We start from the raw sequence: 26585 nt of genomic DNA, 5'->3' as shown, positions 1-26585 counted from the left end.
CTTCCCCTGGGGGCGCTCGACGTCCGGGGGACGTCGGTTCAGCGCGGACCGGAGTGGAACGGAGACAGGTGTCTGCGAAGCAGACGGATGAGGGGGTGGAGGTAAAAAACATGGTAGGACTCGTATTGGTATCACACAGCTGGAAAATAGCGGAAGGCATTAAGGATCTCACAGATCAGGTTGCACCTACGCACAAGGGGATTATATGCGCGGGTGGTCTTGAGGACAAAAGTATCGGAACCGATGCGGTTCGTATCTCAGAGGCTGTAAAGCAGGCTAATGACGGTGATGGTGTAGTTTTGCTTGCGGATCTCGGAAGCGGGGTTATGAGTGCTGAGACGGCAATAGAACTTCTTGAGGACGAAAACATAAACGTAAAGCTTGCGGATGCTCCCATTGTGGAGGGCGCCATTGCAGCAGCGGTAACTGCAGCAATTGGAAGCACAATGGAACAGGTCGTTGCCGCAGCGGAGCAAACCCGCGAGGTGAACAAGGTATTGGGAGATTGATAAGGCATTGGCCTTAAAATAAAAAGGAGGGTAGCAATGAAAAAACTTATTAATGGGGTCGACAATATTGTTGACGAGATGCTCGAAGGTATGGTTGCGGCATACCCGAACTATGTTAAGCGTCTTGATGGATTTGATGTTCTCGTAAGAGCAGGCGGATCCAAGGGTAAGGTTGCACTTGTGTCCGGAGGAGGAAGCGGACATGAGCCTGCACACGGCGGTTATGTCGGAAAAGGAATGCTCGACGGAGCAATTGCCGGTGCGGTATTCACGTCTCCCACACCTGATCAGGTATTTGAAGCTATCAAGGCAGCTGATGGTGGAAAGGGCGTTCTTCTGGTAATCAAGAATTATACCGGCGATGTTATGAACTTCGAGATGGCTGCTGATATGGCTCGCGATGAAGGTATTGAAGTTGATCAGGTTATTACTGCAGATGATGTTGCTGTTGAGAACAGTACCTGGACAACAGGAAGACGCGGAATAGCAGGAACAATTTTTGTTCACAAGATTGCAGGTGCATGTGCTGAGGCAGGTGGAGATCTTGCCGAGGTTAAGCGCATAGCTGAGAAAGTAATAGAGAATGTAAGATCAATGGGTATGGCTATTGATGCCTGCACAGTTCCTGCAGCAGGGAAGCCCAGCTTTGATCTTGCAGAGGATGAGATTGAGATCGGAATCGGAATTCACGGTGAACCCGGCGTAAGCCGTGAGAAGATAAGCACTGTTAATGAGATAGCAGACAAGCTTCTTGATAAGATTTTTGCTGAAGGAATCTATAATTCGGGTGATGAAGTTGCTGTTATGGTTAACGGAATGGGCGGAACTCCACTTATGGAGCTCTTTGTTGCGAACAAGCATGTTAAGGAAGTTCTTGATGGAAAAGGAATCAAGATTCACAAGACTCTTGTAGGAAACTACATGACTTCTCTTGATATGGAAGGCTTCTCAATCACCCTTCTCAAGGTCGATGATGAACTCAAAAAGCTTCTTGATGCTCCTGCTGATACTCCTGCATTTGTACAGGTATAAAATGTTTAATCAGCATTTTAGCAAATAATGAAAAAGAAAAATAAAAAGTAAACGGACAGCTCCGAGAATAATATCCCGGAGCTGTTTTTATGCTTAATTCTAGATTGTGATTATTTAACACATAATAAAAATACAAACAGGAATTATTTATTAAAAATATACAAAAAAATTGTGCTTTCTCGCAATAAGTGCTTACCAAAGTGCAATAATTGATAAGTGACTACTATCAATTATTGCTAAAATGATTTTGCTCGAGCATAGAAAACACATAAGAAAGGGGAAGCAATGAAAAAGCACTTAACGTTTTTATTGTCTCTTATGATGGTTGGGGGGCTTATCATAGGAAATGCAACAAATTCGTTAGCTGCCGAAGTAGTGGGAGGAACTTATGTTAAAGGGGATAATGAGAATAACCCTGTAGTTACTCAGAACTACGGCGCAGATCCCGGAGTGTTGGTTTACAATGATGAAGTTTTCATCTATGCAACCAATGACTCACAGGAACTCGCTGGCAATAACGAGAATACCTATGCTAAGATTGACACTTTAAATTGTTATTCATCAAAGGATCTGGTTAACTGGACAGATCACGGCAGTTTCAAGATTGCCGGTTCAAGCGGAGCAGCAAAGTGGGCTAAAAACTCATGGGCTCCTTGTATTGCATGTAAGAAAATTAACGGTAAAGACAAATTCTTCCTTTATTTTGCAAATAATGGAAGCGGCATCGGAGTATTAACTGCTGACAGCCCGACAGGACCATGGAAGGATCCTATCGGAAAGGCACTTATTACAGGTGCTACACCCGGCTGCAGCGGTGTTACATGGATGTTTGATCCTGCTGTTTTAGTTGATTCCGACGGAACAGGCTACCTCTATTTTGGTGGCGGCATACCAAACAATCAGTATGCACATCCCAAGACGGCAAGAGTTATCAAGCTTGGCGCAGACATGACCAGCGTTTCAGGCTCAGCTTCAACAATTGATGCTCCTTACCTCTTCGAGGATTCAGGAATTAATAAGATCGGAAATACATATTACTACTCATACTGCTCAAACTGGAACTGCTCAGGCGGCTTCAACAATGCAGCTATCGAGTATATGACAAGTAGCAGCCCTATGGGACCTTTTACCTATCAGGGCGAAGTAATGAAGAATCCCGGCGTATTCTTCAATGGTTCTACAGGTAATAATCACCACCAGATTTTTGAGTTTGGCGGTCAGTATTATCTTGCTTATCACACAAGATCTGTTGAGTCTAAGGTTATCGGAAAGAGCCTTGGCTACAGAACTACACAGATTGATAAGCTCAATGTTTCAAACGGTAAGATCAGCTCACTCACACCTACTATGAGTGGTGTATCTCAGACTTCTTATGTTGATCCTTACTCAGCAGTGCAGGCTGAGACAATCTTCACTCAGTGTGGTATTGGCGTTTCCGGTAACGGAGAGGGCGCTGCTTGGGTTGATAACATTTCTAACGGTGATTACACAAAGGTTAAGGGAGTTAACTTCTCTAAGGGCCTTAGCTCAATCACGGTTAGTGTTAACAGCAGAGGAAACGGTACGATCCAGGTTAGAGAGAACAGCCCCAGTGGTAATCTCCTTGGAACAATTAACCTTTCCAATACTAATAACAAAAATACTGAATTCACAGGCACAATGAAGAACGTGTCAGGTGTAAAGAACATCTGCTTCGTATTCAACGGAAGCTTTGAATTCGACTACTGGAAAGCTGCAGGCACCGGCGAGACCGCAGGTGGAAATGAAGGCGGCAACCAGGGCGGAAACCAGGGCACAGAAGAAACCGGTAATCAGGGCGGCAATGAGACTGCTCAGACAAATAATAATAAGTATGAGTGCGAGAACATGACTAAGAGCGGTCAGTATACAGGCACTATCAGCAGTCCGTTCAGCGGTGTTGCACTCTATGGCAACAACGATACTGTAAGCTTTGATCAGTATTTTGCATATGATACACATAACTTTACACTTCGCGGCTGTTCAAACAACAGCAACATGGCTAAGGTTGTTCTTAAGATCGGTGGAGAGACCAAGGGAACCTTCTACTATGGTGATGAGTATCCTGCAGAGTACACTATTGAGAATGTAACTCATGCTACAGGAGCTACTACTGTAGAACTTACAATTACATCAGATGATGGCACATGGGATGCTTATCTTGATTACCTTACATGGGATACCGGTTCAGGTCAGTCTCAGGGCGGTAACCAGGGTGGCAGCCAAGGTGGAAACCAGGGCGGCAATCAGGGACAGGCTCTGAATCCTTCAGATCTGACTCTTCTTAACACCTATGGTCAGACCTTCGGTTATTCAGGAACCTGCATCAATCTCTATCAGCTTAGAGATGCTAATACACTCGAGCTTATTAAGAAGAATTACAACAGCATAACTCTTGAAAACGAGATGAAGCCTGATGCGCTTCTTGGCGGATCTGCACGACTTATCTCTGTTGCTGACGCTAAGAATCTCGGTTATTACATTCCTGATAATTACAGAGAATCTTATGTACCGCAGATTAACTTCAGTACAGTTGATGAAGTTATGAAGATTTGTTACCAGAACGGTCTTAGAATGAGAGCACATACTCTTGTATGGCATTCACAGACTCCTTCATGGTTCTTCAGAAGCAACTTCTCAGGAAATGCCGGCTTTGTGAATCAGTCCACAATGGATGCTCGTCTTGAGATGTATGTGAAGACTGTGATGAACCATGTATATCTTAGTGAGTACGGTAGTGTTGTTTATGCATGGGATATTGCAAACGAAGTAATGCATGCACAGAATTCCGGATGGGAAGCTGTTTACGGAAACAACAGAACAAATGCTTCTTATGTAAAGAAGGCATTCACATATGCATATCAGACACTTGATTACTTCAACCTCACTGATTCTGTAAGCTTGTTCTACAATGATTACAATACATATCAGGAAGTTGATAAGATCATAACACTTGTAAACTACATCAATTCAGATCAGAAGATGTGCTCAGGTGTAGGTATGCAGTCACACCTTGGCACAAATTATCCTTCTGTGGACTTCTATATTTCGGCTCTTAAGTCATTCCTTAATGCGGGCTTTGAAGTACAGATCACAGAGATGGATATAACAAACAACGGTGACAATGATCTTTCCAATTACGTATACAATCTTTATAAGAATATTAACTCTCTTAAGAAGAATGGCGGTAAGATCACAAGTATCACATGGTGGGGACTCTCAGATCAGGTTACATGGATTAATAACGCTAAGCCGCTTCTGTTCAGCACACCTACATCCAAGAAGCCCGCTTATGATAAGGTAATCCAGGCTTATACAGAGACCTTCGGCACACCTACATCAGGCTATACACCTGAGCCTTTGCCGACACCTCAGCCTTCAGATGATCCTCAGAATGATGACCCTCAGAACGATGATCCTCAGAATGATGATCCTCAGAATGAAGAACCTGCACAGGAAGAACCTCAGGTAGAAGAGCCTCAGGGCGATACTCATGACAATGCTTACATCGAAAATGGCTGGTATTATGTAAAGAACTATCTGTCTCAGAAGTATCTTACAGTTGAGGGCAATTCAGCTGACGGATGGGTAAATGTATGCATAAGCAACGGCACCGGTGTGGACGGTCAGAAGTGGTATGTAACCAATACAAATGACGGATACATCAACCTCACAAGCGCGCTTGGCAGCGTTATGCTCGATGTTGCTAACGGCGAGAACGAGGATGGAACAAACGTTGGTATTTATCAGGGTTACGGCGGAAATGCTCAGAAGTTTGTTGTAAAGCAGACAGACAATGATGGATATTATACAATTGCCACAAAGAGCTCTGATGAGACAAAGGTTCTTGATGTTTACAAGAAAAAGACAGATGACGGAACAAATGTATGTCAGTGGTCTTATAACGGCGGAACAAACCAGCTTTGGCAGTTTGAGAAGGTTGGCGGAAACGGACAGAGTCAGCAGGGCAGTACTGAAGAGGAACAGCCAAATGAAGATCCTCAGACAGTAGAGCCGCAGCCTACACCTGCTCAGCCCGATCCTGAACCGGTAGAGGAGCCCACACAGGAAGAACCTACACAGGAAGATCCTGCTCCGGCACCTGTAGCAGACGGCCTTGATCTCCAGTATTCAATCAACAGCTGGGGAAGCGGATATCAGGTAAGCTTTAAGGTTACCAATAATTCATCCAGTGATGTAAATTCCTGGACACTTAAGCTCAACAAGAATGATATCAATATCGGTAATGCATGGAATGTTAATATCGATGAAGACGGTGATTATTATGTAATCACACCTGTTGGCTGGAATGCATATCTTTCAAGCGGACAGAGCACAGAGTTCGGTATTCTTGGTGATGGACAGATTGGTGATTCCATCCGCTACAGCATACAGAACTAAGAAAACGGATATATGTTTTCCTCCCTAAAGGAAATATATCAAGAGAAGGCCTTTCTCCCAAAAAAAGGAGAAGGGCCTTTTTGCATGTATAAATGAAACACGGAACAGTTATCGGCATTACTGATGCAGAATACAAAGCTGCTGTTGAAAAATGGGGAATCGATACAGAGGAAGAGGATACCTTTGAAACAACGCTTTCAGAGGCTGCTATTGCGCATTTCACCTTTGATGATAAAGAAAAAGGCTTTGCAGGAAAAGGTGCTGTAGCCAAAGTAAATAATGGCTATGATGCGGTAGAGCACGGAGATGGCAAGGCTGTTAAGCTTAACAAAGCAGATAAGCAGTATCTGACTCTTACAAAAGAGGATGGATCATCACTTCTTTCAGGCCTTAAGTCCTTTAGCGTAAACTATTGGAGTAATTCTGAGGTTAAGAATGAGACACAATGGCTCTTCTATGCGGCAGAAACAACGGATGCACCAAAGAATAATTACGAGAAATACATCGGTGTTATAGATCCGCTGTCGAATGATAGTAAGCTTCATGTTGAGAGATATAAAAACAGAGGTGTAAGAAGTGAGGCAAATATTGCTGATATCAGTGCATTTAACAACGAATGGAAGATGGTAACCGTAGTATTCTACAAAAAATACACGGAACTCTATGTCAACGGTGAACTCGTAAGTACAGTAGCTGCAACGGCAAGAGCTGATCAGATTCTCGGAAAGAACGCTGTAACACAGATTGGTAAGGCCAACTGGGGAGGCGGAGAATACACAACTGCCATGGTTGATGATTTCAGCCTGTTTAACAGACCTGTTTCCGCAGAGGAAGTAAAGGCTTTATATGAAGGAACAGCAAAACTGGAAGGTTCAAATGAAAACGAGAATCCTTCAGGAGAAGAGGATCCTTCAGGCGAAGAGAAGCCTTCTGAAGAGAAGCCTTCCGAAGAAAAGCCTTCAGAGGGAACACCTGCTGATAGGCCGGAGACAAAAACCGAGACAGAGTCTGAGACCAAGCCGGAAACCAAGCCTGAAACATCTGAGAGCGGACAGGCAGTTCAGACTGAAACAACAACTCCTAAGGTTGAGGGGACAGAAGATACTGCAATAGCAGATAATTCTTCAGAGGAAACAATCCCTTCAGTATCAGGAAAAATCAAAAAGATCAAGAAGGGCAAGAATAAGGGTAAGTACCAGCTTGTTCTTAAGGAAGGCGGTGTAGCAAAGGGATTTGTAACCTTCAAGGGCAAGAAATACTTCTTTGATAAGAAGGGACTTGCAAAGAAGGGCTTCCACAAGGTTGATGGCAAGAAGTACTACACTGATGCAAAGGGTAAGGTTTATACCGGGCTTAAGAAGATTGGCGGTGCAAAGTACTACTTTGACAAGGATGGAGTGATGCAGACCGGAAAAGTCAAAATAGGAAAGAAAACCTATCATTTTGCCAAGAACGGTAAACTTCAGAAGATTACTAAAGAAAAGAAATAATGTTTAAGCACAAAGTGCCGGTTTCTCGTGGACCGGCACTTTTACATTTTATTATGAAAAGAAATGCTGTATTTATGAAATTTTATAAAAATTTTATCAACTATACAAAAATGTCATGCTTATAGAAACGTGGGATACTATATAATTTTATTATGGAGTAAGTGTATTACCAAGACCTGAAAGTAGTATGAGATGATTTTTGGGCGGAGGGATATAAATGAGCAAGATTGAAAAGAGTGTTGTTTTTCTGATGGAAAAATCCAGCATTGTTATTAGCGGGCTGGAAAAGAAAATCAAAGCGGAACGTTTCGAAACAATTTCTATAGTTGAAGATTTTGATAAAATAGATAACTGCGTCAGGGATGCAGCTGTTTTTGTTGTGTATAATCCGCAGGACATTCTTGATGTTAAAAATGGTAAGAAAAACATGATACTGATAAAAGATCAGGTCAAGGATCACGATTGCAATATGATCTTTATAGCAGAAGCCGGCGACAGAGAGAAGATGCTTAGGGAGTTCCCTGATCTTATTTCATACAGATGGATGATTCGTCCTGTAGAACCGGAAGCTTTTGTTCTGGCTGTTGAAGAAGAGATGACAGACTATATGAAAAGACTTGATAAAAAAGTCAAGGAACAGCAGGCTGCCGAAGAAAGAGCACAAAACGGTGAAGGTGAAGAGGCGGTACTGGGTGACGACAGAGATTCCGTCATGATGTTAAACGAGGCAGAGCAGGATGCCAGAAAGAAAATTCTTATAGTTGATGATGACCCCTCATATGCGGGAATGGTAAAGTCCTGGATTAAGGATAAATATAAAACCGATGTAGTGACTGCCGGAATGCAGGCAATCACATTCCTTTTGAAGAAGCCGGTAGATCTTATTCTTCTGGATTACGAAATGCCGGTTGTGGATGGACCGCAGGTGCTTCAGATGCTGAGGCAGGAGCCTGCAACAAAAGACATACCTGTAGTGTTCCTTACGGGAGTGAGCTCCAGGGAAGGTGTTAAGCGTGTAATGGAGCTTAAGCCATCAGGGTATATTCTGAAATCCACAACAAGTGAGAATCTTCTTGCCATCCTGGAAGAAAAGTTAAGGAGCTGATTCGAGAGGTAAATGCATGGACCGAAAAAGCAATAATATATATATTATCTCATTGGTTTCAATATCCTGCATTGCAATGCTCTTTGAGGGTATAGCGCTTGGGTGGGAGTTTTGGGTTCCACCTCTTATTGTTATCGGAACTGTAGCTTTATGGGTCATGCACATTACCGAGAAACCGGAAGAAAGCATACGTGAAGTATGTTATCTTCTTTATGCGATGATGGCGGTCTTTTTTCATGGTGTTCATGAGACAAGCTATGTCGATATAGCAATTGTCGTTTGCTTTGTGCTTGTAGCTTATTCCCTTTTGGACCGCATTTACATGATGAACTTACTTCTTGCGGAGTATGTTTTTTTATTTTTGATACAGATTTGGCTCGGAATAATCGGGACCACAGTGGTCTTTGATTTCCTTACAATATCCAGAACACTGCTCCATTTTGTTGCTGTTATTTACGTTTATACCGGCTGCCGTAAATCCATACATGGAAGACTGGAAATGAAAGAACTGCTGGAGCTGAAAGATGATTATATCGATGCATATGACCGCGATATCGAGGACTTTCTGTCCAATATTTCCCATGAGCTTCGAACCCCTGTAAATGTTGTTAACGGAATGTCTGAGCTTATTCTGAAAAGAGGTCAGTCAAGAGATGCAGAGGCAATTAAAGAAGCCGGAGTACGTCTGTCCAGTCAGATTGAGGACATTCAGGACTACACCGAAACCAGAAGAAGCGCGATGATTCTGGAAGAAGAAAACTATATGAGTACGTCGCTTATAAATGACGTGGTAACCAGTTTCCGCATGGAAGCAGATAATACAGATCTTGAACTCATAGTTGATATGTCACCCGACGTTCCGACTATGATGTGCGGTGATGTAAAAAAGCTTCATAAAATATTCCACCATCTCTTGGGAAATGCCCTGAAATTCACGAGACAGGGCGGAATCTTCGTCAGACTTTTTTCGGAAAAGATGGAATACGGTGTAAATCTGTGCATTGAGGTTACGGATACCGGAATCGGAATGAGTCGTAAAGCGATTGCGACAGCATCCAACGGACTGTATCAGGCAAATAAGAAAAGAAACAGAAGTTCAGGCGGTGTAGGACTTGGACTGTCAATAGTATACGGATTCGTCCACAGAATGGATGGATTTGTGAAAATCGAGAGCGACATCGGAAAAGGTACTACCGTCAGAGTCACTATTCCTCAGAAAGTAGTGGATGCAACACCATGTCTGAAAATAGATGATTCCTTTAGCGGTGATATTTTGTTCCATGTAAGATCTGATAAGTACCTTGTAGCGAAGGTGCGCGATTTTTACCGTGCAATGGCTACTAATCTTGCGGCAGGTATTCATGTGCCGCTTTATCCTGCTGAAACAATACATGATATTGAGAGGCTCAGGCAAAAGCTTAACGTGACATTCATTTTTATGGGGCAGGAGGAATATCTGGAGAATTCTGAATATTTTGATGAACTTAGTAAAGGCGATGTAGTTATTGCCGTATCCGCAGATCATGGCTTTAAGACAAATCCCGGAAGCCGCGTAATGATAATGCCTAAGCCTCTTTATGCGTATCCTGTTGTTAAAATCCTAAACGAGGGACTTAATGCTGAAGACATCGAGCTTATTGATTCGGTTGAGCGTCCGAACATAAGTGGTCTTAAAGCGCTCGTTGTGGACGATGAGCCGATGAATTTGGTTGTGGCAACCGGCCTGTTTGAAGATTATGGAATGGTCATAGAAACTGCAAAAAGCGGTAAAGAAGCTATTACTAAATTCAAAAATAATGATTATGACATAGTATTTATGGATCATATGATGCCTGAAATGGATGGCGTTGAGACTATGCATCGAATTAAATTTGCTGCGGAAGAAAAGGGCAGAACAATTACTGTAATAGCACTTACAGCCAATGTGGTTTCCGGAGCAAGAGAAATGTTCGCTAATGAGGGCTTCGATGGTTTTGTAGGAAAACCCATCAATCTTATTGAGTTTGAACGCGTAATGTCACGTGTCCTTTCCCGGACGGGATCTACCGAGGGAGGTGCTAAGCAATGACATTTTTTAAGAAGATAAAGAAACTGTTTTCAATGATAAGTGATACTGAGCGCAATTTTTCAGAGAGAATCTTTGTGCTTCTTACGATAATTTCCGATATTGCTGTAGCTATGGCACTTATCGCGGATATTATTATCGGTGAAAACATATACGAGATAATTATTCTGACAGCCACTATCATATTAGTTCCGGCTGTAACCTTTTCATGCCTTTATAGGAACAAAATTCAGATTGCAATCAGACTTATAATTATCGGATTGGTATTTGCCATTCTGCCCGGAATATTTTTCTTTGGCGGCGGCGTTGAAGGCGGAGGTGTCCTTTGGATTATTTTTGCTTTCATGTACGTGGGACTTGTAATATCCGGTATATGGCGAGTTATAATGCTGACACTTTTGTTTATTCTTTCACTTTTATGTTATCTTGTGGAGTATTTCCACCCGGAACTGGTTCCGCAGCATAGCCGGGCAATGTTCTATATGGATTCATTCCTTTCACTGATACTGGTTAGCCTTGTCTGCTTTGTCATGGTCTTATTCCAGAACAGGATGTTTAACCAGGAAAATGAGAGGGCACGAAAGGAAGCAGAGAGAGCAGAGGAATTAAACCGGTCACAGAATCGCTTCTTTTCAAGTATGAGCCATGAGATCCGGACTCCTATAAATTCCATTCTTGGCTTAAATGAGCTGATTCTCAGAGAAGAAAATATATCCGATGAAGTAGTAAAGGATGCAACAGGTATTCAGGGTGCGGGAAAGATGCTGCTTGCACTTATAAATGATATTTTGGACTTTTCCAAGATGGAAGCCGGCAGTATGGATATCGTCCAGGTAGATTACAGGGTGGGCGATATGATGTCAGAGATTGTAAATATGGTCTGGCTTCGCGCTCAGGAAAAAGGCTTAAAAATGGATGTCAGTGTAGACCCCGGTGTGCCGAGTGTCCTTTACGGTGATGAAGTGCGCATAAAGCAGATTCTTATCAATCTGTTAAATAATGCAGTCAAATATACAAAGGAAGGATCTGTTGGACTGCATATAGAGAGCGAAGTAGCCGGTGATGATTTTGTAATGCTTCGCATCTCTGTAACTGATACGGGAATGGGTATAAAAAAAGATGCCATACCCTATCTTTTTGATGCTTTCAAGCGAGTTGATGAAGAGAAAAACAGACATATAGAAGGTACGGGATTGGGTCTTAGTATCGTAAAACAGCTTGTGGAGCTCATGAACGGAACCATATCCGTTAACAGTGTTTATGGTGAAGGCACTACCTTTAATGTAATGCTCAAGCAGGGAGTATCCGATTCCTCAGCTATTGGAGAACTGAGTATTCAGAATTTCGGTAAGGTTAAAAAGCATGCTTACGAAAGCCGCTTTACTGCTCCGGATGCTTGTGTACTTATAGTAGATGATAATATTATGAACCTCGAAGTTGAGAAAAAGCTTCTTCTTGGTACAAAAATGCGCGTAGATACTGCAATCAGCGGTAAGGATGCGCTTGAAGCGACATTAAAGACACACTACGATGTTATTCTTATGGATCATCTGATGCCTGAAATGGATGGTATAGAATGCCTGAAAGGAATTCGTTCGCAGGTTGGTGGTCTTAATCAGATGACCTCCGTTGTTGTTTTAACTGCAAATGCCGGAAGCGAAAACAAGGAGCTCTACAATCATTCGGGATTTGATGGGTATCTTATAAAGCCCATATCCGGTGATGCTCTTGAAGAGACGCTCATTCATCATATTCCGACTGAAAAACTGAATATCAAAAATCGTGCTCAGCGTATGGAGGGAAGCACAAATGCTACTGCGGGGTATAGCAGAAAAGCACCGGTCATTATCGGAACCAGCAGTATGTGTGATTTGCCAGATGTGGTGATGCGTGATCCCAGACTTCCGATACTTCCGTTTGTTATTAAGACAGAGGATGGCATTTTCAAGGATGGTATACAGATCGGTGCTGATGAGCTTGTAAAATATATTAAAAGTGGTAAAAAAGCACTTTCATCACCTCCTGAAACCCTGGAATACACGGAATTCTTTGCGGACCAGTTGCGTTCAGCACATCACATGATATATATCGCGCTTACTACCAGCATGAGCGATGATTATTACAGAGCTATGGAGGCTTCAAAAGCTTTTGATAATGTGACGGTAATCAATTCAGAATCACTTTCCAGTACACTTGGAATACTTGTGCTTATAGCAATTAAGCTCGCACAAAGGGATACACCGGTAGAAGAGATTGTAGCCGAACTTGAGTATGTAAAGAAAAGGCTTAAGTGTAGCTTTATTGTTGACAGCACTGATTTCATGATGCGTAACGGCCGTATAAGTGCCGGTATGAACAGAGTGGCAGAATCTATGAGCATCAGACCCTGCCTTAAAATTAAGGATGATCTGACGGGAATAGGCGGACTTATGATAGGAAACAGATGGACTGCATACAAAAGCTATATCAGAAGAGCCTTCCCGGTTGATCAGATTCCGGATTCCGACGTTGTATTTATTACCTATGTTGACCTTGATGAAGATACACTTCTTAGAATCAAGAAGGAAATCAGTCGCTTTGCTTATTTCGAAAATGTGGTATTCCAACAGGCTTCTGCTGCAATTTCTTCAAACTGCGGCCCCGGCTCTTTTGGTATTCTGTATTTTATTAAGGGTAATAAATCTTATAATGTTTCATCCATACTTCCGGTAGATATGGATGAGGGCATTATGAATGATATTGAAGAGCAGGCAGCCACTAACACAGGTGCCGAAAGCAACGCGAAAGGAGCGGATGCAGCTGAGAGTGATGAGCCCGCCTGGTATGAGAGCCTTGAAGGGATAGATGGAGAAATTGCTATACAAAACAGCGGTTCCGAGGATTCCTTTAAAATGGTACTGAAAATATTCTATGATTCCATAGATGAAAGATCAGAGGAATTAAAGAATGCATTTGAAGGTGAGGACTGGCAAAACTTCACGATTAAAATACATGCATTAAAGAGTTCTTCTAAGCTGGTTGGGGCCATGGAACTGTCAAAGAAGGCGGAAGCCCTTGAGATGGCAGGGAAAGAAGGAAACATAGAATTTATACGTGATAACTACGAAGATTTTATGGAAAAGTATCTGGAATATACCAATATACTTTCACCGCTTTATGAAAGCAAGGAAAGCAGCAGTGATGCCGGCGAGACAAAGCCGATGGCGGATGCTTTCCTTATGGAGAGTGTTTATGAGGCCGTTGCGGAAGCTGCAGATAATATGGACAGCGACGCCATAGAAGAGGCGCTTTTGGAACTTTCTGATTATGACGTGCCTGATGAGGATAAAGATAAAATTGCTGAGATAAAAAAATTTGCTTCGAAGTATGACTATGATGGAATCACAAATCTGATTAATCCTCAGTAATTGAAAGGATCTGTAAATTATTATGGAAACTATCACTCGGATTAATGATGCGGTTAATTCCTTTGCATGGGGAACTTTCGGACTGGTACTTTTGCTTGGTACCGGTCTGATTTGCACGTTTATTACCGGTGTTTTTCAGGTTGCGCATTTACGTCACTGGTGGGGAAAGACATTTGGAGCGATAAAGGGTGAAGCCCGCATTATCAATGATGCAGGTGCTCTGTCACAGTTTCGTGCATTTTGTATGGCACTTTGCTCAACAATAGGTACAGGAAATATTGCGGGAGTATCCACGGCTATCTGCGTAGGAGGACCGGGAGCTGTATTTTGGATGTGGATAGCGGCATTTCTTGGGATGATGACCAAGTACTCGGAAAACGTACTGGGACTATATTACAGGAGAAGAAATTCTGAAGGTGCATGGTCCGGAGGCCCTATGTATTACCTTGAAGACGGACTTGGAAGTATAAAAAAATGTAAACAGATCGGAAAAATACTGGCTGTTGCCTTCTGTATTTTTACAGTACTTGCATCCTTTGGAATAGGGAATCTCAGTCAGATAAATAAGATAACACTAAATATGGAGGCCGCATTTCTTGCCGATGTTGATATGGGAACCTTCTGGGGTGCCCCTATATTGGACTGGTGGATTGGCGTTGTACTTATGCTTGTCGGAGCTGTGATTATAATGGGAGGATTCAGACGACTGGCGTATGTCTCCGAGACACTGGTACCTGTAATGTCAATAGCTTATATTGCCGGGTGCCTAATCATTATCTTATGCAATATCGAGGCTATTCCGGCTGTATTCAGATCGATATTTCACTTTGCACTTGGTCCTGATGCCTTGAAAGGCGGAGCGGTTGGGACAGCGGTCCAGGTAGCGATGAATACAATAAAAAGCGGATGTAAGAGAGGTGTCTTCTCAAACGAAGCAGGACTCGGCTCTTCAGTAATGGCTCATGTTAATACCTGTGCCAGGGAACCCGTGAAGCAGGGGATGTGGGGAATGGCAGAAGTATTTCTGGATACCATTATTATCTGTACAATTACTGCAATTGTAGTACTGAGTTCAGGCGCGATTGATCTTAATACAGGTCTGACTGTAGTAGGTACTGATGATGCAACTTTGGTTGCACATGCTTTTAACCAGGTACTTGGTCGCCCCGGAGAAATATTTGTGGTTATTATAATAACGTTATTTGCATTTACAACTGTTATGGGATGGTCATATTACGGAGCGAAAGTTGTGGAATATCTGATCGGTGTTACGTGGGCGAAAATATACCGATTTATATTTATTATTCTTATGGTCTTTGGAGCTGTAATGGAATCATCTCTTGTCTGGGATATTTCCGATACCTTCAATGGACTTATGATGATACCTAATCTTATAGGCGTTCTTGTTTTATCACCGCTTGTCGTAAAGCTTACACGCAATTATGCGGACAGGAGAGTAAGGGGAAAAGATGTTGCACCTATGCTATCATATAATCGTGATATTCAGTCGGAAGCAATTCGTGCGATAAATAAGGGGGCATATTAGTGATGATGAAATTCAATATTTCAAAGTGACGAATCGCTGTAATCCGCATGTTTTCAGGCATGTGGATTATTTTTAAAAAAAATTAGCACTCACTTGACAAGAGTGCTAACAAGTGTTATAACAGTTATAGAACAAGGGAACAGAAATAAAGGGAGCAATAATAATTGTAATGACTCCGGTTCCGCTGCTCAAAGTAAATAATTTCATTCATATATAAGGAGGTAATTATTATGTTGATGCCTAGTATTTTTGAGGAGAATTTGTTTGATAACTGGTTCGATTTCCCGATGTTTAATGAATTTGACAACACCGAGAGGAAGCTCTATGGCAGGCATGCCGACAGGCTTATGAAGACAGATGTCCATGACAATGAGGATCATTATGAAGTAGATATTGATCTGCCCGGCTTTAAGAAGGAAGATATCAGCCTTGAACTCGACAATGGTTACCTTACCATAAGTGCCACCAAGGGACTTGATAAGGATGAGAAGAACCATAAGGGTAAGATCATCAGACAGGAGCGCTATCAGGGCTCAATGCAGAGAAGCTTCTATGTAGGAGATAACCTTACTGAGGAAGATATCAAGGCAACCTTCAGACATGGCGTACTTAGTCTCAATGTACCTAAGAAAGAACAGGCGAAGGTTCCTGAGAAGAAGACAATAATGATCGAAGGATAAGAGATTGTTATTGATTTATAAATTGTTTATGTATTCTTTAACAATATTTAAACATACATAAGGCTTAGTTAATAATGCACCGGCCCTTAAAGTGGTAGAATTATCTATATCACTAAGGGTCGGTGTTTTTATGACGAAACAGTCGGTACTGCAAAAAATACGTACGGTATTTATAGTGCTTAGCGTCATTTGTCTGCTGGTTGCCGTCATGTTCCTTCGGCAGTTCGTGACGACTGATGATAACACCTCGATGGTTGGACCTGTTTACAAAGGAGAGGTACAGCATCGAGTTCTTTTGCTGTCTTCTTATACTTCCCAGTATTATACATTTGAGCCGCAGATAGAGGGACTTAGACAGAGCCTCGATCCTAACGGTATAGAATTTGATGTTATGTTCATGGATGCCAAGAAGCATGCATCCAATGAGGATGTCGAGACTTTTCACAATTACTTTATTCAAAGAGTTAATTTAAAAAATGATTATGATGGCGTTATTCTGGCAGACGATGAGGCTGTTAAATTTGCCATGAAATATAAGGAAGAACTCTTTACGGATATTCCGGTTGTGTTCTTTGGTGTCAACAACATGACACTGGCACAGATGGCTGTTGAGCGCTATGAAATGTATGGCTTTTATGAAAATGATTACCTTACAAATACAATAGAGCTTTCAATGAAGATGATGCCTGATAGAAAAGTATACTATGGCATACATGATAATTCTCCTGCCGGCCTTGCTGACATGGTTCTTTATAACCGTGAGAAAAGTAAGCATCCCGACTATACCTTTAATGAGATAAATATAGCTAAACTTCCTTTTGAAAAATTGCATGAAGAATTAAAGTCAATTTCCAGTGATGCTGTGCTCATTTATATGACCTGCTTTAAGGATTCATCCGGAGTGGTTCATTCCACAAATGAGATGACCAATATTATAACTGCAACTACCAAGGTTCCGATTATGCGCAATTATTCAAGCGGCATGAGTGATGGTGTTCTTGGTAGTGTCGGCATGGATTTTACTGCCCAGGCAAGTTATGCGGGAGCATTGATGGCTGACCTTCTTGCTAACAGGCATGTTGATGAGCAGTTCCTTTCAATTGAAACACCCTATACCTCAGAGTTCGACTATCAGCTCATGAAGAAATTCGGTATAGATGAAAAGCTTCTTCCCAAGGATGCTGAAGTATTCAACAGACCTCTGACCTTCTTCGATATGTATGGAAAGATATTCCCGGCTGTTGGAATGATTTTCCTGTCTATGGCATTCCTTCTCATGTCGGCATATGTTACTGTTCTTGTCGGCAGAGCCACCAATCTTGAACTCAGAGAGTCTAAGGAGGAACTTGAAAAAACACAGGAGAAGATCAAGTATCAGGCTGAGCACGATGATTTTCTTGATATTCTTAACAGAAGAAGTGCGGTTGACTACCTTAGAGAACATCTGACAATTAAGCATGTCTATTCAATTCTTATGATAGACATTGATAATTTTAAGGATGTCAATGAAACTTACGGACACCAGCTCGCCGATGAGATACTTAAGTACCTGTCGCTTTCTCTTGAGAAGATTGCTGAGGAGAGAAGTTGGATGATCTCCAGATACGGCGGCGATGAGTTCCTTATCATGGTACCCAAGGAACAGCTTGATGAGAATTCCGATACAATAAATGAGATTCTTGAACTGTTCAGAACACCGATTCCTGTAGGAGATGAGACAATTATTCTATCCTGCAGTATCGGTATATCTGTCTCCGATGGTTCCACGCTTCCTGATCAGCATATTATAAATGCCGAGATAGCTATGTATGAAGCTAAGCAGCGCGGAAGAAACAAGGCTTTCAGATATTCCGAGGAGATGAAGAAGAAGATCCGTGAGGAAAACAAGATCAAGGCAAAGATCCTGGATGCCTTTGATAACGACGGATTTTACATGGTTTATCAGCCCCAGGTTAACTCCATGACCAAGGAAGTTACAGGATTTGAAGCTCTGGTAAGAATGAAGGAGCCGGGCGTTTATCCTAACGTATTTATACCGATTGTAGAGTCAAGCGGCTGGGTTGGAAGACTCGGAAGAGTAACTACGGAACTTGTCATCAAGCAGCTTGCAGCCTGGAAAGAGGATGGCTATAAACTTCATCCCGTCTCCATAAACTTTTCCAGTAATCAGATTGGCGATACCGGATATGTGGACTTTATCAGAGACCTCCTTTCGCGGTATAATATACCCGGAAAGTACGTTGAGATTGAAATAACTGAGGGGCTTTTCCTTGAGAGAACAGAACAGGCTGATAAATTGTTCCAGCAGTTTAGAGAACTGGGGATAAAACTTCTGATGGATGATTTTGGAACAGGCTATTCTTCTCTTGGATATCTTACATATATTCCGGTAGACTACGTAAAACTGGATAAATCACTTGTGGACAGTTATCTTGTAGAAGGTAAGGAAGCCTTCATAAAGGATGTCATTCAGCTTGTACATGATATCGATAAGCAGGTAATAGTTGAAGGTGTTGAGGAAAAGTGGCAGTTTGAGAAGCTTCGTCTTTTCAGCGCTGACATAATTCAGGGATATTATTTCTGCAGACCTGTTATGCCTGAAGAAGCTATTCTATATGAAGTTAAAGATGATTAAATAAACGGGAGATTGTTGTGGAAAAAGAAAAGTGGGAGGAGCTTAGGGAAAAGCTCTTTAAGGTGGTATCCGTCGGATACCTTGGGGATACCATAAGTATTGCATATGATGTTATTGGGACGGTTGCACTGGTATTGAATCTTGGTGCAGCCTTCCTTTCTACGTTCGATAACATAAATGGTCCTCTCGGAGGTGTGTTTAACAGCATTGAGAAATGGACTGTTTTGTTTTTTGCGATAGATTATATCTTACGCGCAATATGTTCCAAGTGCCTGTATCCTGACAGATCAGACTTCATGGCACTTGTTCTGTATTTCTTCTCATTTTCCGGAATTATTGATCTTTTGAGTTTTCTTCCGTATTACATGCCGTTTTTCTTTCCTGCGGGAGCGGCAGCATTCAGGATGTTCAGAGTTGCAAGGATATTCAGACTCTTCAGAATCAATGCTTATTATGATTCACTGAATGTAATTACAGAAGTTATAAAGAATAAGTCGCAGCAGCTTTTGTCCTCGGTTTTTATCATCGCCGTTATGATGCTTGCGTCAAGTCTCTGTATGTATTCTCTGGAGCATGAAGCGCAGCCTGATGTTTTCGAGAATGCTTTTTCAGGTATCTGGTGGGCTGCATCGACGCTTTTAACAGTAGGTTACGGTGATATTTATCCCAAGACAATTCTGGGAAAAGTTTTCGGAATTCTGCTTGCATTCCTTGGTGTAGGTATTGTTGCCATTCCAACAGGTATTATTTCCGCAGGTTTCGTTGAACAGTACACAAAGTTAAAGCACATGGGAGACTATGCAAAGTCTATTGATATGCATTTTATTAAAGTGCAGCTTGGAATGAAGGATAAGTGGGTTGATAAGAAGATAAGAGATATTGACCTTCCTCACGGCGCGCTTATTGCCATGATACAGAGACATGGTAATACCATAATTCCAAACGGAAATGTAATACTGGAAGCAGGAGATAAAGTGGTAATCGGGGCAGAGGCTATAAAAAACGATGTACCGATGCATCTTAAAGAAGTCACACTGGGAGAAACTCACCCCTGGTGCGATCATTTTATCAGGGATCTTGATTTCCCCAGACAGACTATTCTTTTATCCATTAAACGCGGCTCCAGAACCGTCATTCCCAAGGGCGGCGTAAAACTTCAAAAGGGCGATACAATAATTGTAATTTCAAGAGTGCACCTCCCTGAAGAGGATGAAGTGGAAGTCTAAAAGCCTTCCCCCTCTGGGGGGAAGGTGTCAGCGAAGCTGACGGATGAGGGGGAATCTTAAAGCCCTCTCAATATTACATTTTTTATATATCTCTCCGCCGCCTGCCGATATGCCTCCATATCTTCCGCACTCGGCGAACTGAGGCTCTTATCCGGAACAGTATCACGCTCTGTAAACTGCTGTATATAATACGCCTTTGCACCACAAATCCATTCGCCGATTTTGGCAAAATCCTCTGCAGTATGAAACTCTTTTATTGCTGTAGTTCTGAATTCATAATCTACTCCTGAGTTCATAATTAGATTAATGCTTTCGGAGATTATTTCGGTATCGATTTTTACCCCACAGGTATCACTGTATTTTTCCGGTGAATTCTTAACGTCCATAGCGATGTAATCAACCAGGTTTTCACTAAGTAAATCTTTAAGAACATCGGGATGATTCCCGTTAGTATCAAGTTTAACGAGATATCCCATATCTTTTATTCTTATAATTAGATCTTTTAATGATGAATTGAGGCAGGGTTCACCGCCTGTTATTACGACTCCGTCAAGGAGTCCTTTTCTTTTATCAAGAAAAGAAAACAATTCAGCATCATCCATTATCGGAGCTGCAGTTCCGTCCACCAGTTCAAAGTTATGACAAAACGGACAGCGAAAATCGCAACTGCCTAAAAAGACGGTTGCGGCAACCTTTGACGGATAATCAAGTAATGTCATTTTTTGTAAGCCATGTATTTTCATAATGCTTAATTATACTAGCTTTTTTGCTGTTTTGGAATCTTGATTGACGTATGAAGAAGGGATGATATATCATCAAACTGATAGTATAAAAATAATCGAAACACAATATTTTAATATAACCAGATATACAACCGGAGAATACAAAAATGGATAAGCAAAAGAGATATTTAAAGGTATACGAAGACGTTCGTGAAGACATAATAGGAGGCAGGTATGAGACAGGAAGTAAGCTCCCATCCAAGCGTGTTATGGCAGAGGCAATGGGAGTCAGTGTCATAACAATTGAGCATGCCTACGAACTCCTTGCGGAAGAAGGATATATCATTCCCAAAGAAAAGAGCGGATATTTTGTGTCCTTTGATGACAGTGAGATTTATATAGGAAAAGGCTCGGCAGAGAAAAAAACGGTAATGCCCGGTAAAAAGATTCGTGTTGCAAAAAATATTGGAGAGGCTGCTTTTTCTTATTCGATCTATGCAAAGACCGTCAGGAGAGTTCTTAGCGAATATGACAGCCGTGTGATGGAAAAGTCACCTAAAACCGGTATGAACGAACTGAGAAGCGCAATTGCAAATTACCTCGGACGATCCAGAAGGCTTGAGGTTTCCCCGGAACAGATAATAATTGGTGCAGGTGCGGAGTATTTGTACGGACTTATAGTGCAGACCTTCGGACGAGACATTATATATGGCGTCGAGAGTCCGTCATATCAGAAAATCGCAAAGGTCTATGAGGCGGGAGGTGCGGAGCTTCTTATGCTAAAGCTCGGGAGCGACGGCGTTGAAAGTGATGAACTATGGAACGGAAAAATGAAGCTTCTTCATATAACTCCATACAGAAGCTTCCCGAGTGGCGTCACTGCTTCGGCGGCCAAGAAGAGAGAGTACCTCAAGTGGAGCAGAAAGAAGGACGGATATATCATCGAGGATGATTTTGAATCCGAGTTTACACCCAGCAGAAAACCTGAAGAGACGATTTTCTCTCTTGATGAAGAGGGGAGAGTTATATATGTAAATACGTTTACGAGAACAATCGGAAGCTATGCAAGATGCGCATATATGGTTCTTCCGATGAACCTCATAAGTGCGTTTTCAGAGAAAATCGGATTTTACGAATGCCCGGTTCCAACACTGGATCAGCTGGTAATCGCTGAGCTTATAGAAAGCGGCGATTTTGAGAGACATATAAATAAAGTCAGAAGATATAACCGCAAAGGTGCTCAGTCCCAAAAGTGATTATTGCAATACAGCAAGAATTGCAATGCAAAGAACAAATGCAACAATGTGAAAAGTAAATGGGAAAATCTAGTATTGTGTATGAGTTTTAATGACATACACAAGGAGCACTGAAAAATGTACGAAGAATTAAAAGCAAAATTTGAAAAGATAGGTATTATTCCTGTCGTTGTTTTAGAAGATGCGAAGGATGCACATGCACTTGGAGAGGCGCTGATGAATGGCGGACTTCCGGCTGCGGAGGTGACATTCAGAACCGCTGCTGCAGAGGAAGTAATAAGGATTTTGTCAAAAGATTTTCCGGATATGCTTGTCGGAGCAGGCACAGTCCTTACTTCCGAGCAGGCAGACAGAGCAATGGCTGCAGGCGCAAAATTTATTGTGGCACCGGGATTCAATCCCACGGTAGTTAAACATTGCCTTGAAAAGGGATATCCTATAACTCCCGGAACTCAGACACCTTCCGAGATGGAACAGGCTATGGAGCTTGGACTTGATTTTGTTAAGTTTTTCCCGGCAGAACCTGCAGGTGGTCTTTCGATGATCAAGGCAGTTGCTGCACCCTATACTAACCTAACCTTTATGCCCACAGGCGGTATCAACAAGGATAATGTTAGAGATTATCTGGCATTTAAGAAGATTGTAGCCTGCGGTGGTACCTGGATGGTGAAAAATGATCTGATTAAAGCCGGAGACTTTGCAAAAGTTGAAGAGCTTACAAGGCAGGCCGCTGAGATAGTAAAAGAGGTTAGAAGCTAATAAATCGGAAGGAATGAATACTATGAAGAAATTCATGGATGAGAATTTTTTGCTTGGAAATGAGACTGCGATAACCCTTTTTCATGAAGCGGCAAAAGATGAACCCATAATAGATTATCACAACCATTTAAGTCCCAAGGAGATATACGAGGATAAGTGCTTCGACAACATAGGTCAGGCATGGCTTGCAGGAGATCACTATAAGTGGCGCGCTATGAGAGCAAATGGCGTACCGGAGAAACTTATAACTGGTAACGGAGACTACTATGAAAAATTTGTTGCCTGGGCTGACACGGTGCAGAGACTTATAGGGAATCCTTTATATCAATGGACGCATATGGAGCTTCAGAGATATTTCGGAATTACAAAGACGCTCTCAGCAGATACTGCCAAAGAGATTTGGGATGCCTGCAATGAGAAGCTTCACACTAAGGAGTACTCCGTGCGAAATCTGCTTAGGATGCAGAAGGTATCAGTTCTGTGTACCACTGATGATCCGGCTGATACTCTCGAGTGGCATACAAAGCTCCGGGAAGACAATTTTGAAATACAGGTACTTCCGTCCTTCAGACCTGATAAGGCTCTGGGAATTGAGAAGGCTGATTTTCAGGAATATCTTGGGAGACTATGCAAATCAGCGGGAGTTATACTCAGAGATGTAGATTCTGTACTCGAAGCTCTGGAAAAGCGACTTGATTTCTTTTTGGAAAATGGCTGCAGAGTTTCGGATCACAGTCTTGAGAGTACTTTCTTTGTTGATACGACGAAGGAAGAAGTTGAATGGATTTTTGATAAGAAGCTTGCAGGATCCGAACTTACCGAAGAGGAGTGTGGTAAGTACAAGGGATATATGCTCACAAAGCTCGGGAAGATGTATGCCCGTAAAGATGTGGTGATGCAGCTTCACATAGGAGCTTTCAGGAGTAACTCCAAGAGGTGTTTGAAACTTATAGGTGCAGACACCGGTTTTGATTCACTAAATGATTTTAATTATGCTCCGCAGCTTTCAGCACTTTTTAATGCGATGGATTTAACGGAAGAACTTCCGAAAGCAGTTGTGTATTGCCTTAATCCTAAGGATACAGAAATGCTTGCTTCAATGGCAGGCAATTTCTGCGGCAATGAAAGCGGCATCAAAGGAAAAGTGCAGCTTGGAGCTGCCTGGTGGTTCTGCGATCACAAAAATGGAATGGAAAGACAGATTGATGCGATGGCTGATGTTTCTCTTATATCAACCTCCATTGGAATGCTTACAGATTCCAGAAGCTTCTTATCATTCCCGAGGCACGAACTCTATAGAAGAATCCTCTGCAACAAAATCGGAACCTGGGTAGAGAACGGCGAATACCCGTGGGACAAAGAATACCTTTGCGAGATGGTAAAGGATATCTGTGGCAGAAATGCAAAAAAATATTTGAACTTATAAACCTCTGGCTTCCCCTTGAGGGGAAGCTGTCAGCGTAGCTGACTGATGAGGTGTTTTGGGAGGAAACCATGAACTTAAACTTAAAATCAAAAAACGACTGCAAATACGACGCTGTTTCACTCGGAGAAATCATGCTCCGTTTTGATCCCGGCGAAGGTAGAATCCGTACCGCCAGGGAATTTAAAGTATGGGAAGGAGGCGGAGAGTATAATGTAATCCGCGGACTTCGCAGATGCTTTGGCATGACTACAGGTGTTATCACCGCTTTTGCTGATAATGAAGTAGGTCATCTGGTAGAGGACTTTATTCTTCAGGGCGGTGTTGATACTTCACTTATTAATTGGAAAAAGACAGACGGAATCGGACGTGAATGCAGAAACGGACTCAACTTTGTTGAGCGAGGCTTCGGCATAAGAGGAGCACTTTCCTGCTCAGACAGAGCTAATACAGCGATTTCTCAGGCTACAGATAAAGACTTCGATTTTGACTATATCTTTGGCGAGCTGGGAGTAAGATGGTTCCACACAGGCGGTATCTATGCTGCACTTTCTGAGCAGTCTGCTGATACAGTTGTTAAAGCAATAAAGACAGCAAAAAAATATGGAACTGTTGTTTCTTACGACCTTAACTACAGAGCTTCGATGTGGTCAGCAATCGGTGGCCAGAAGAAGGCGCAGGAGGTTAACAAGGAAATCGCTAAGTATGTTGATGTCATGATCGGCAACGAGGAAGACTTTACAGCCTGCCTTGGATTTGAGATTGAAGGCAACGATGCAAACCTTAAGGAACTCAATCTTGATGGCTATAAGAAGATGATAGATGAAGCAGCAAAGGTTTATCCTAACTTCAAGGTGGTTGCTACAACCCTTAGAACCGTAAGGACAGCAACTGTTAATGACTGGTCTGCATTATGCTGGGCTGATGGTCAGATTTATAAGGCCAAGGATTATAACGGTCTTGAAATTCTCGACAGAGTTGGTGGCGGTGATTCATTTGCATCAGGACTGATTTATGGTTTAATGACCACAGGTGATGCAGAGAAGGCTGTTAACTACGGAACCGCGCATGGCGCACTTGCTATGACAACACCCGGAGATACAACAATGGCAACTGTTACAGAAGTAGAAGCTATTATGGGTGGTGCCGGTGCACGAGTAAAAAGATAATTATTAACGTAATTTCGTTACTTCGAAAATAATCATAAAATGATATATCGTTAACAAAAATATTTGTAAGTTAATGAAATAACTGTTAAAAGCGCTGGAAAAATCCGGCGCTTTTTTAGTAAAAAATCGCATTGAGATTTTTTTTGATTTGAAGTATTCTATCAATTGCTTTGAGGGGAGCTATATATTTAAAAGTTTTGTTGGAGGAAGTCAGAAATGAAGAAGGTAGTACGTAGTATGGGTAACATGCTAATTGCGCTTTCCGTTGCAGTTAGCATGTTTTCTAATGCTTGCATTGGGGCGCAGGCAGCTGAGGATGAGCCAGATGTTGCACAGGAGTATGGGATAGAGAATCCCTTTACCAATATCGGATCTTTTGATTATGCAACAGAATTAGCAAAGGCTTATTATGATATTCAAAATGGTCACATTGTTGATACTGTTTATATCGATTTTTCACAGAATAAAGTTCAGACATACGAGGGTAAGCCCTTAACAACAGAAGCGCTTGACCAAATTGATGATTTGAAATTGAATGATGAAGCGAAGAATGTTGTGTTCATCAATTCTCTTTACAACTATAATCATATGTTTAGTGTTGAGATGACACCTGAGAGTGGTAGAGAAGCAGCTGAGGGACGCATGATAATTGATGAAGCGGCAGGTCAGTACATTAAGTTCAAGGCTGATGAAAATGGAACAGTATTTGATGCATCAGAAGCTTCCGGTGTATATGAGACTGTTATAACCTATGATGAGTTGTTTGAAAAATCAGGATCTTCTGAAGGTACTGCTGAAGAAGATGCTCAGATGGCACTCTTTAGCGCATATGAGTTGTATGGTGTAAATTCTATTTTTGGTTTTGGCGAAGATAAGACACCTAAGTTCACATTAAGAATCAATTTCGGGGAAGCTCAGAAAGCAGAGGAGGAAGCTACCGAAGTTGAGGAAGAGACTCCCGCAGTAGAGGAAGAGACTCCTGCTGTAGAGGAAGAGAACAAGGAAGAGGAAAAACCTTCAGAAGAGACTCCTGTAGTTGAGGAAGAAAAGAAAGAAGAACCCAATACTGAGGAAGATAATAAGGAAGTTAATAACACAGTATTAATTGATTTTTCTGAGAAAAAAGTACAGCGCTTCAATCA

At 42.0% G+C, this 26585-nt stretch carries 17 protein-coding genes; 16 read left to right on the top strand and 1 reads right to left on the bottom strand.

The window, feature by feature from the left end:
* The 11 genes from dhaM to G596_RS0118425 form a co-directional block, all read left to right on the top strand.
* A partial coding sequence (dhaM, locus tag G596_RS0118485; RefSeq protein ID WP_242829214.1) for a dihydroxyacetone kinase phosphoryl donor subunit DhaM occupies window positions 1-509 on the top strand: 509 nt, incomplete at its 5' end.
* Between the two features lie 36 nt (window positions 510-545).
* On the top strand, window positions 546-1541 hold the full coding sequence (gene dhaK, locus G596_RS0118480; RefSeq protein WP_022763299.1) for a dihydroxyacetone kinase subunit DhaK: 996 nt from the start codon (window positions 546-548) through the stop codon (window positions 1539-1541).
* Window positions 1542-1826: 285 nt separating this feature from the next.
* Complete coding sequence (locus tag G596_RS25675) at window positions 1827-5960, top strand: endo-1,4-beta-xylanase (protein ID WP_049944883.1); 4134 nt, start codon at window positions 1827-1829, stop codon at window positions 5958-5960.
* A 92-nt stretch (window positions 5961-6052) separates the two neighbouring features.
* Window positions 6053-7450, top strand: coding sequence for a LamG-like jellyroll fold domain-containing protein (locus tag G596_RS0118465; protein ID WP_022763298.1), 1398 nt, complete (start codon window positions 6053-6055; stop codon window positions 7448-7450).
* A 217-nt stretch (window positions 7451-7667) separates the two neighbouring features.
* Window positions 7668-8555 carry a response regulator gene (locus G596_RS24185; RefSeq protein WP_022763297.1) on the top strand — a complete coding sequence of 296 codons (888 nt, stop codon included), beginning with the start codon at window positions 7668-7670 and terminating at the stop codon, window positions 8553-8555.
* Window positions 8556-8571: 16 nt separating this feature from the next.
* Window positions 8572-10623, top strand: a complete 2052-nt coding sequence (locus tag G596_RS0118450; protein ID WP_022763296.1) for a hybrid sensor histidine kinase/response regulator — start codon at window positions 8572-8574, stop codon at window positions 10621-10623.
* Complete coding sequence (locus G596_RS22910) at window positions 10620-14027, top strand: DegV family protein (RefSeq protein ID WP_022763295.1); 3408 nt, start codon at window positions 10620-10622, stop codon at window positions 14025-14027. The genes G596_RS0118450 and G596_RS22910 overlap by 4 nt, the downstream gene beginning before the upstream one ends.
* A 22-nt stretch (window positions 14028-14049) precedes the next feature.
* A complete protein-coding gene (locus tag G596_RS0118440) occupies window positions 14050-15573 on the top strand; it encodes an alanine/glycine:cation symporter family protein (protein ID WP_022763294.1) in 1524 nt (507 codons plus the stop codon).
* Window positions 15574-15803: 230 nt separating this feature from the next.
* A complete protein-coding gene (locus tag G596_RS0118435; protein ID WP_022763293.1) occupies window positions 15804-16253 on the top strand; it encodes an Hsp20/alpha crystallin family protein in 450 nt (149 codons plus the stop codon).
* A gap of 130 nt (window positions 16254-16383) precedes the next feature.
* Window positions 16384-18888: an EAL domain-containing protein gene (locus G596_RS24180; RefSeq protein WP_081646807.1), complete on the top strand. Its 2505-nt coding sequence runs from the start codon at window positions 16384-16386 to the stop codon at window positions 18886-18888.
* 17 nt (window positions 18889-18905) lie between these two features.
* Window positions 18906-20114, top strand: coding sequence for an ion transporter (locus G596_RS0118425; protein WP_022763291.1), 1209 nt, complete (start codon window positions 18906-18908; stop codon window positions 20112-20114).
* Window positions 20115-20170: 56 nt separating this feature from the next.
* Here the strand turns inward: G596_RS0118425 and G596_RS0118420 are convergent, their stop codons facing one another.
* A complete protein-coding gene (locus tag G596_RS0118420; protein ID WP_022763290.1) occupies window positions 20171-20857 on the bottom strand; it encodes an anaerobic ribonucleoside-triphosphate reductase activating protein in 687 nt (228 codons plus the stop codon).
* A gap of 146 nt (window positions 20858-21003) precedes the next feature.
* On the opposite strand from G596_RS0118420, the gene pdxR reads away from it, so the two are divergent.
* The 5 genes from pdxR to G596_RS22900 all read left to right on the top strand — a co-directional run.
* A complete protein-coding gene (gene pdxR / locus G596_RS0118415; RefSeq protein ID WP_022763289.1) occupies window positions 21004-22092 on the top strand; it encodes a MocR-like pyridoxine biosynthesis transcription factor PdxR in 1089 nt (362 codons plus the stop codon).
* A 117-nt stretch (window positions 22093-22209) separates the two neighbouring features.
* Complete coding sequence (locus tag G596_RS0118410; RefSeq protein WP_022763288.1) at window positions 22210-22851, top strand: bifunctional 4-hydroxy-2-oxoglutarate aldolase/2-dehydro-3-deoxy-phosphogluconate aldolase; 642 nt, start codon at window positions 22210-22212, stop codon at window positions 22849-22851.
* Window positions 22852-22873: 22 nt separating this feature from the next.
* Complete coding sequence (gene uxaC / locus G596_RS0118405) at window positions 22874-24277, top strand: glucuronate isomerase (protein WP_022763287.1); 1404 nt, start codon at window positions 22874-22876, stop codon at window positions 24275-24277.
* A 68-nt stretch (window positions 24278-24345) separates the two neighbouring features.
* Window positions 24346-25443, top strand: a complete 1098-nt coding sequence (locus G596_RS0118400; RefSeq protein ID WP_022763286.1) for a sugar kinase — start codon at window positions 24346-24348, stop codon at window positions 25441-25443.
* Window positions 25444-25659: 216 nt separating this feature from the next.
* A partial coding sequence (locus G596_RS22900; RefSeq protein WP_044929115.1) for a hypothetical protein occupies window positions 25660-26585 on the top strand: 926 nt, incomplete at its 3' end.

Source organism: Butyrivibrio sp. AD3002 (genome assembly GCF_000420905.1).
In the GTDB taxonomy this organism is placed as follows: domain Bacteria; phylum Bacillota; class Clostridia; order Lachnospirales; family Lachnospiraceae; genus Butyrivibrio.
Note: the sequence above shows the minus strand (reverse complement) of the source record. Positions and strands in the feature narration are given on the sequence as shown.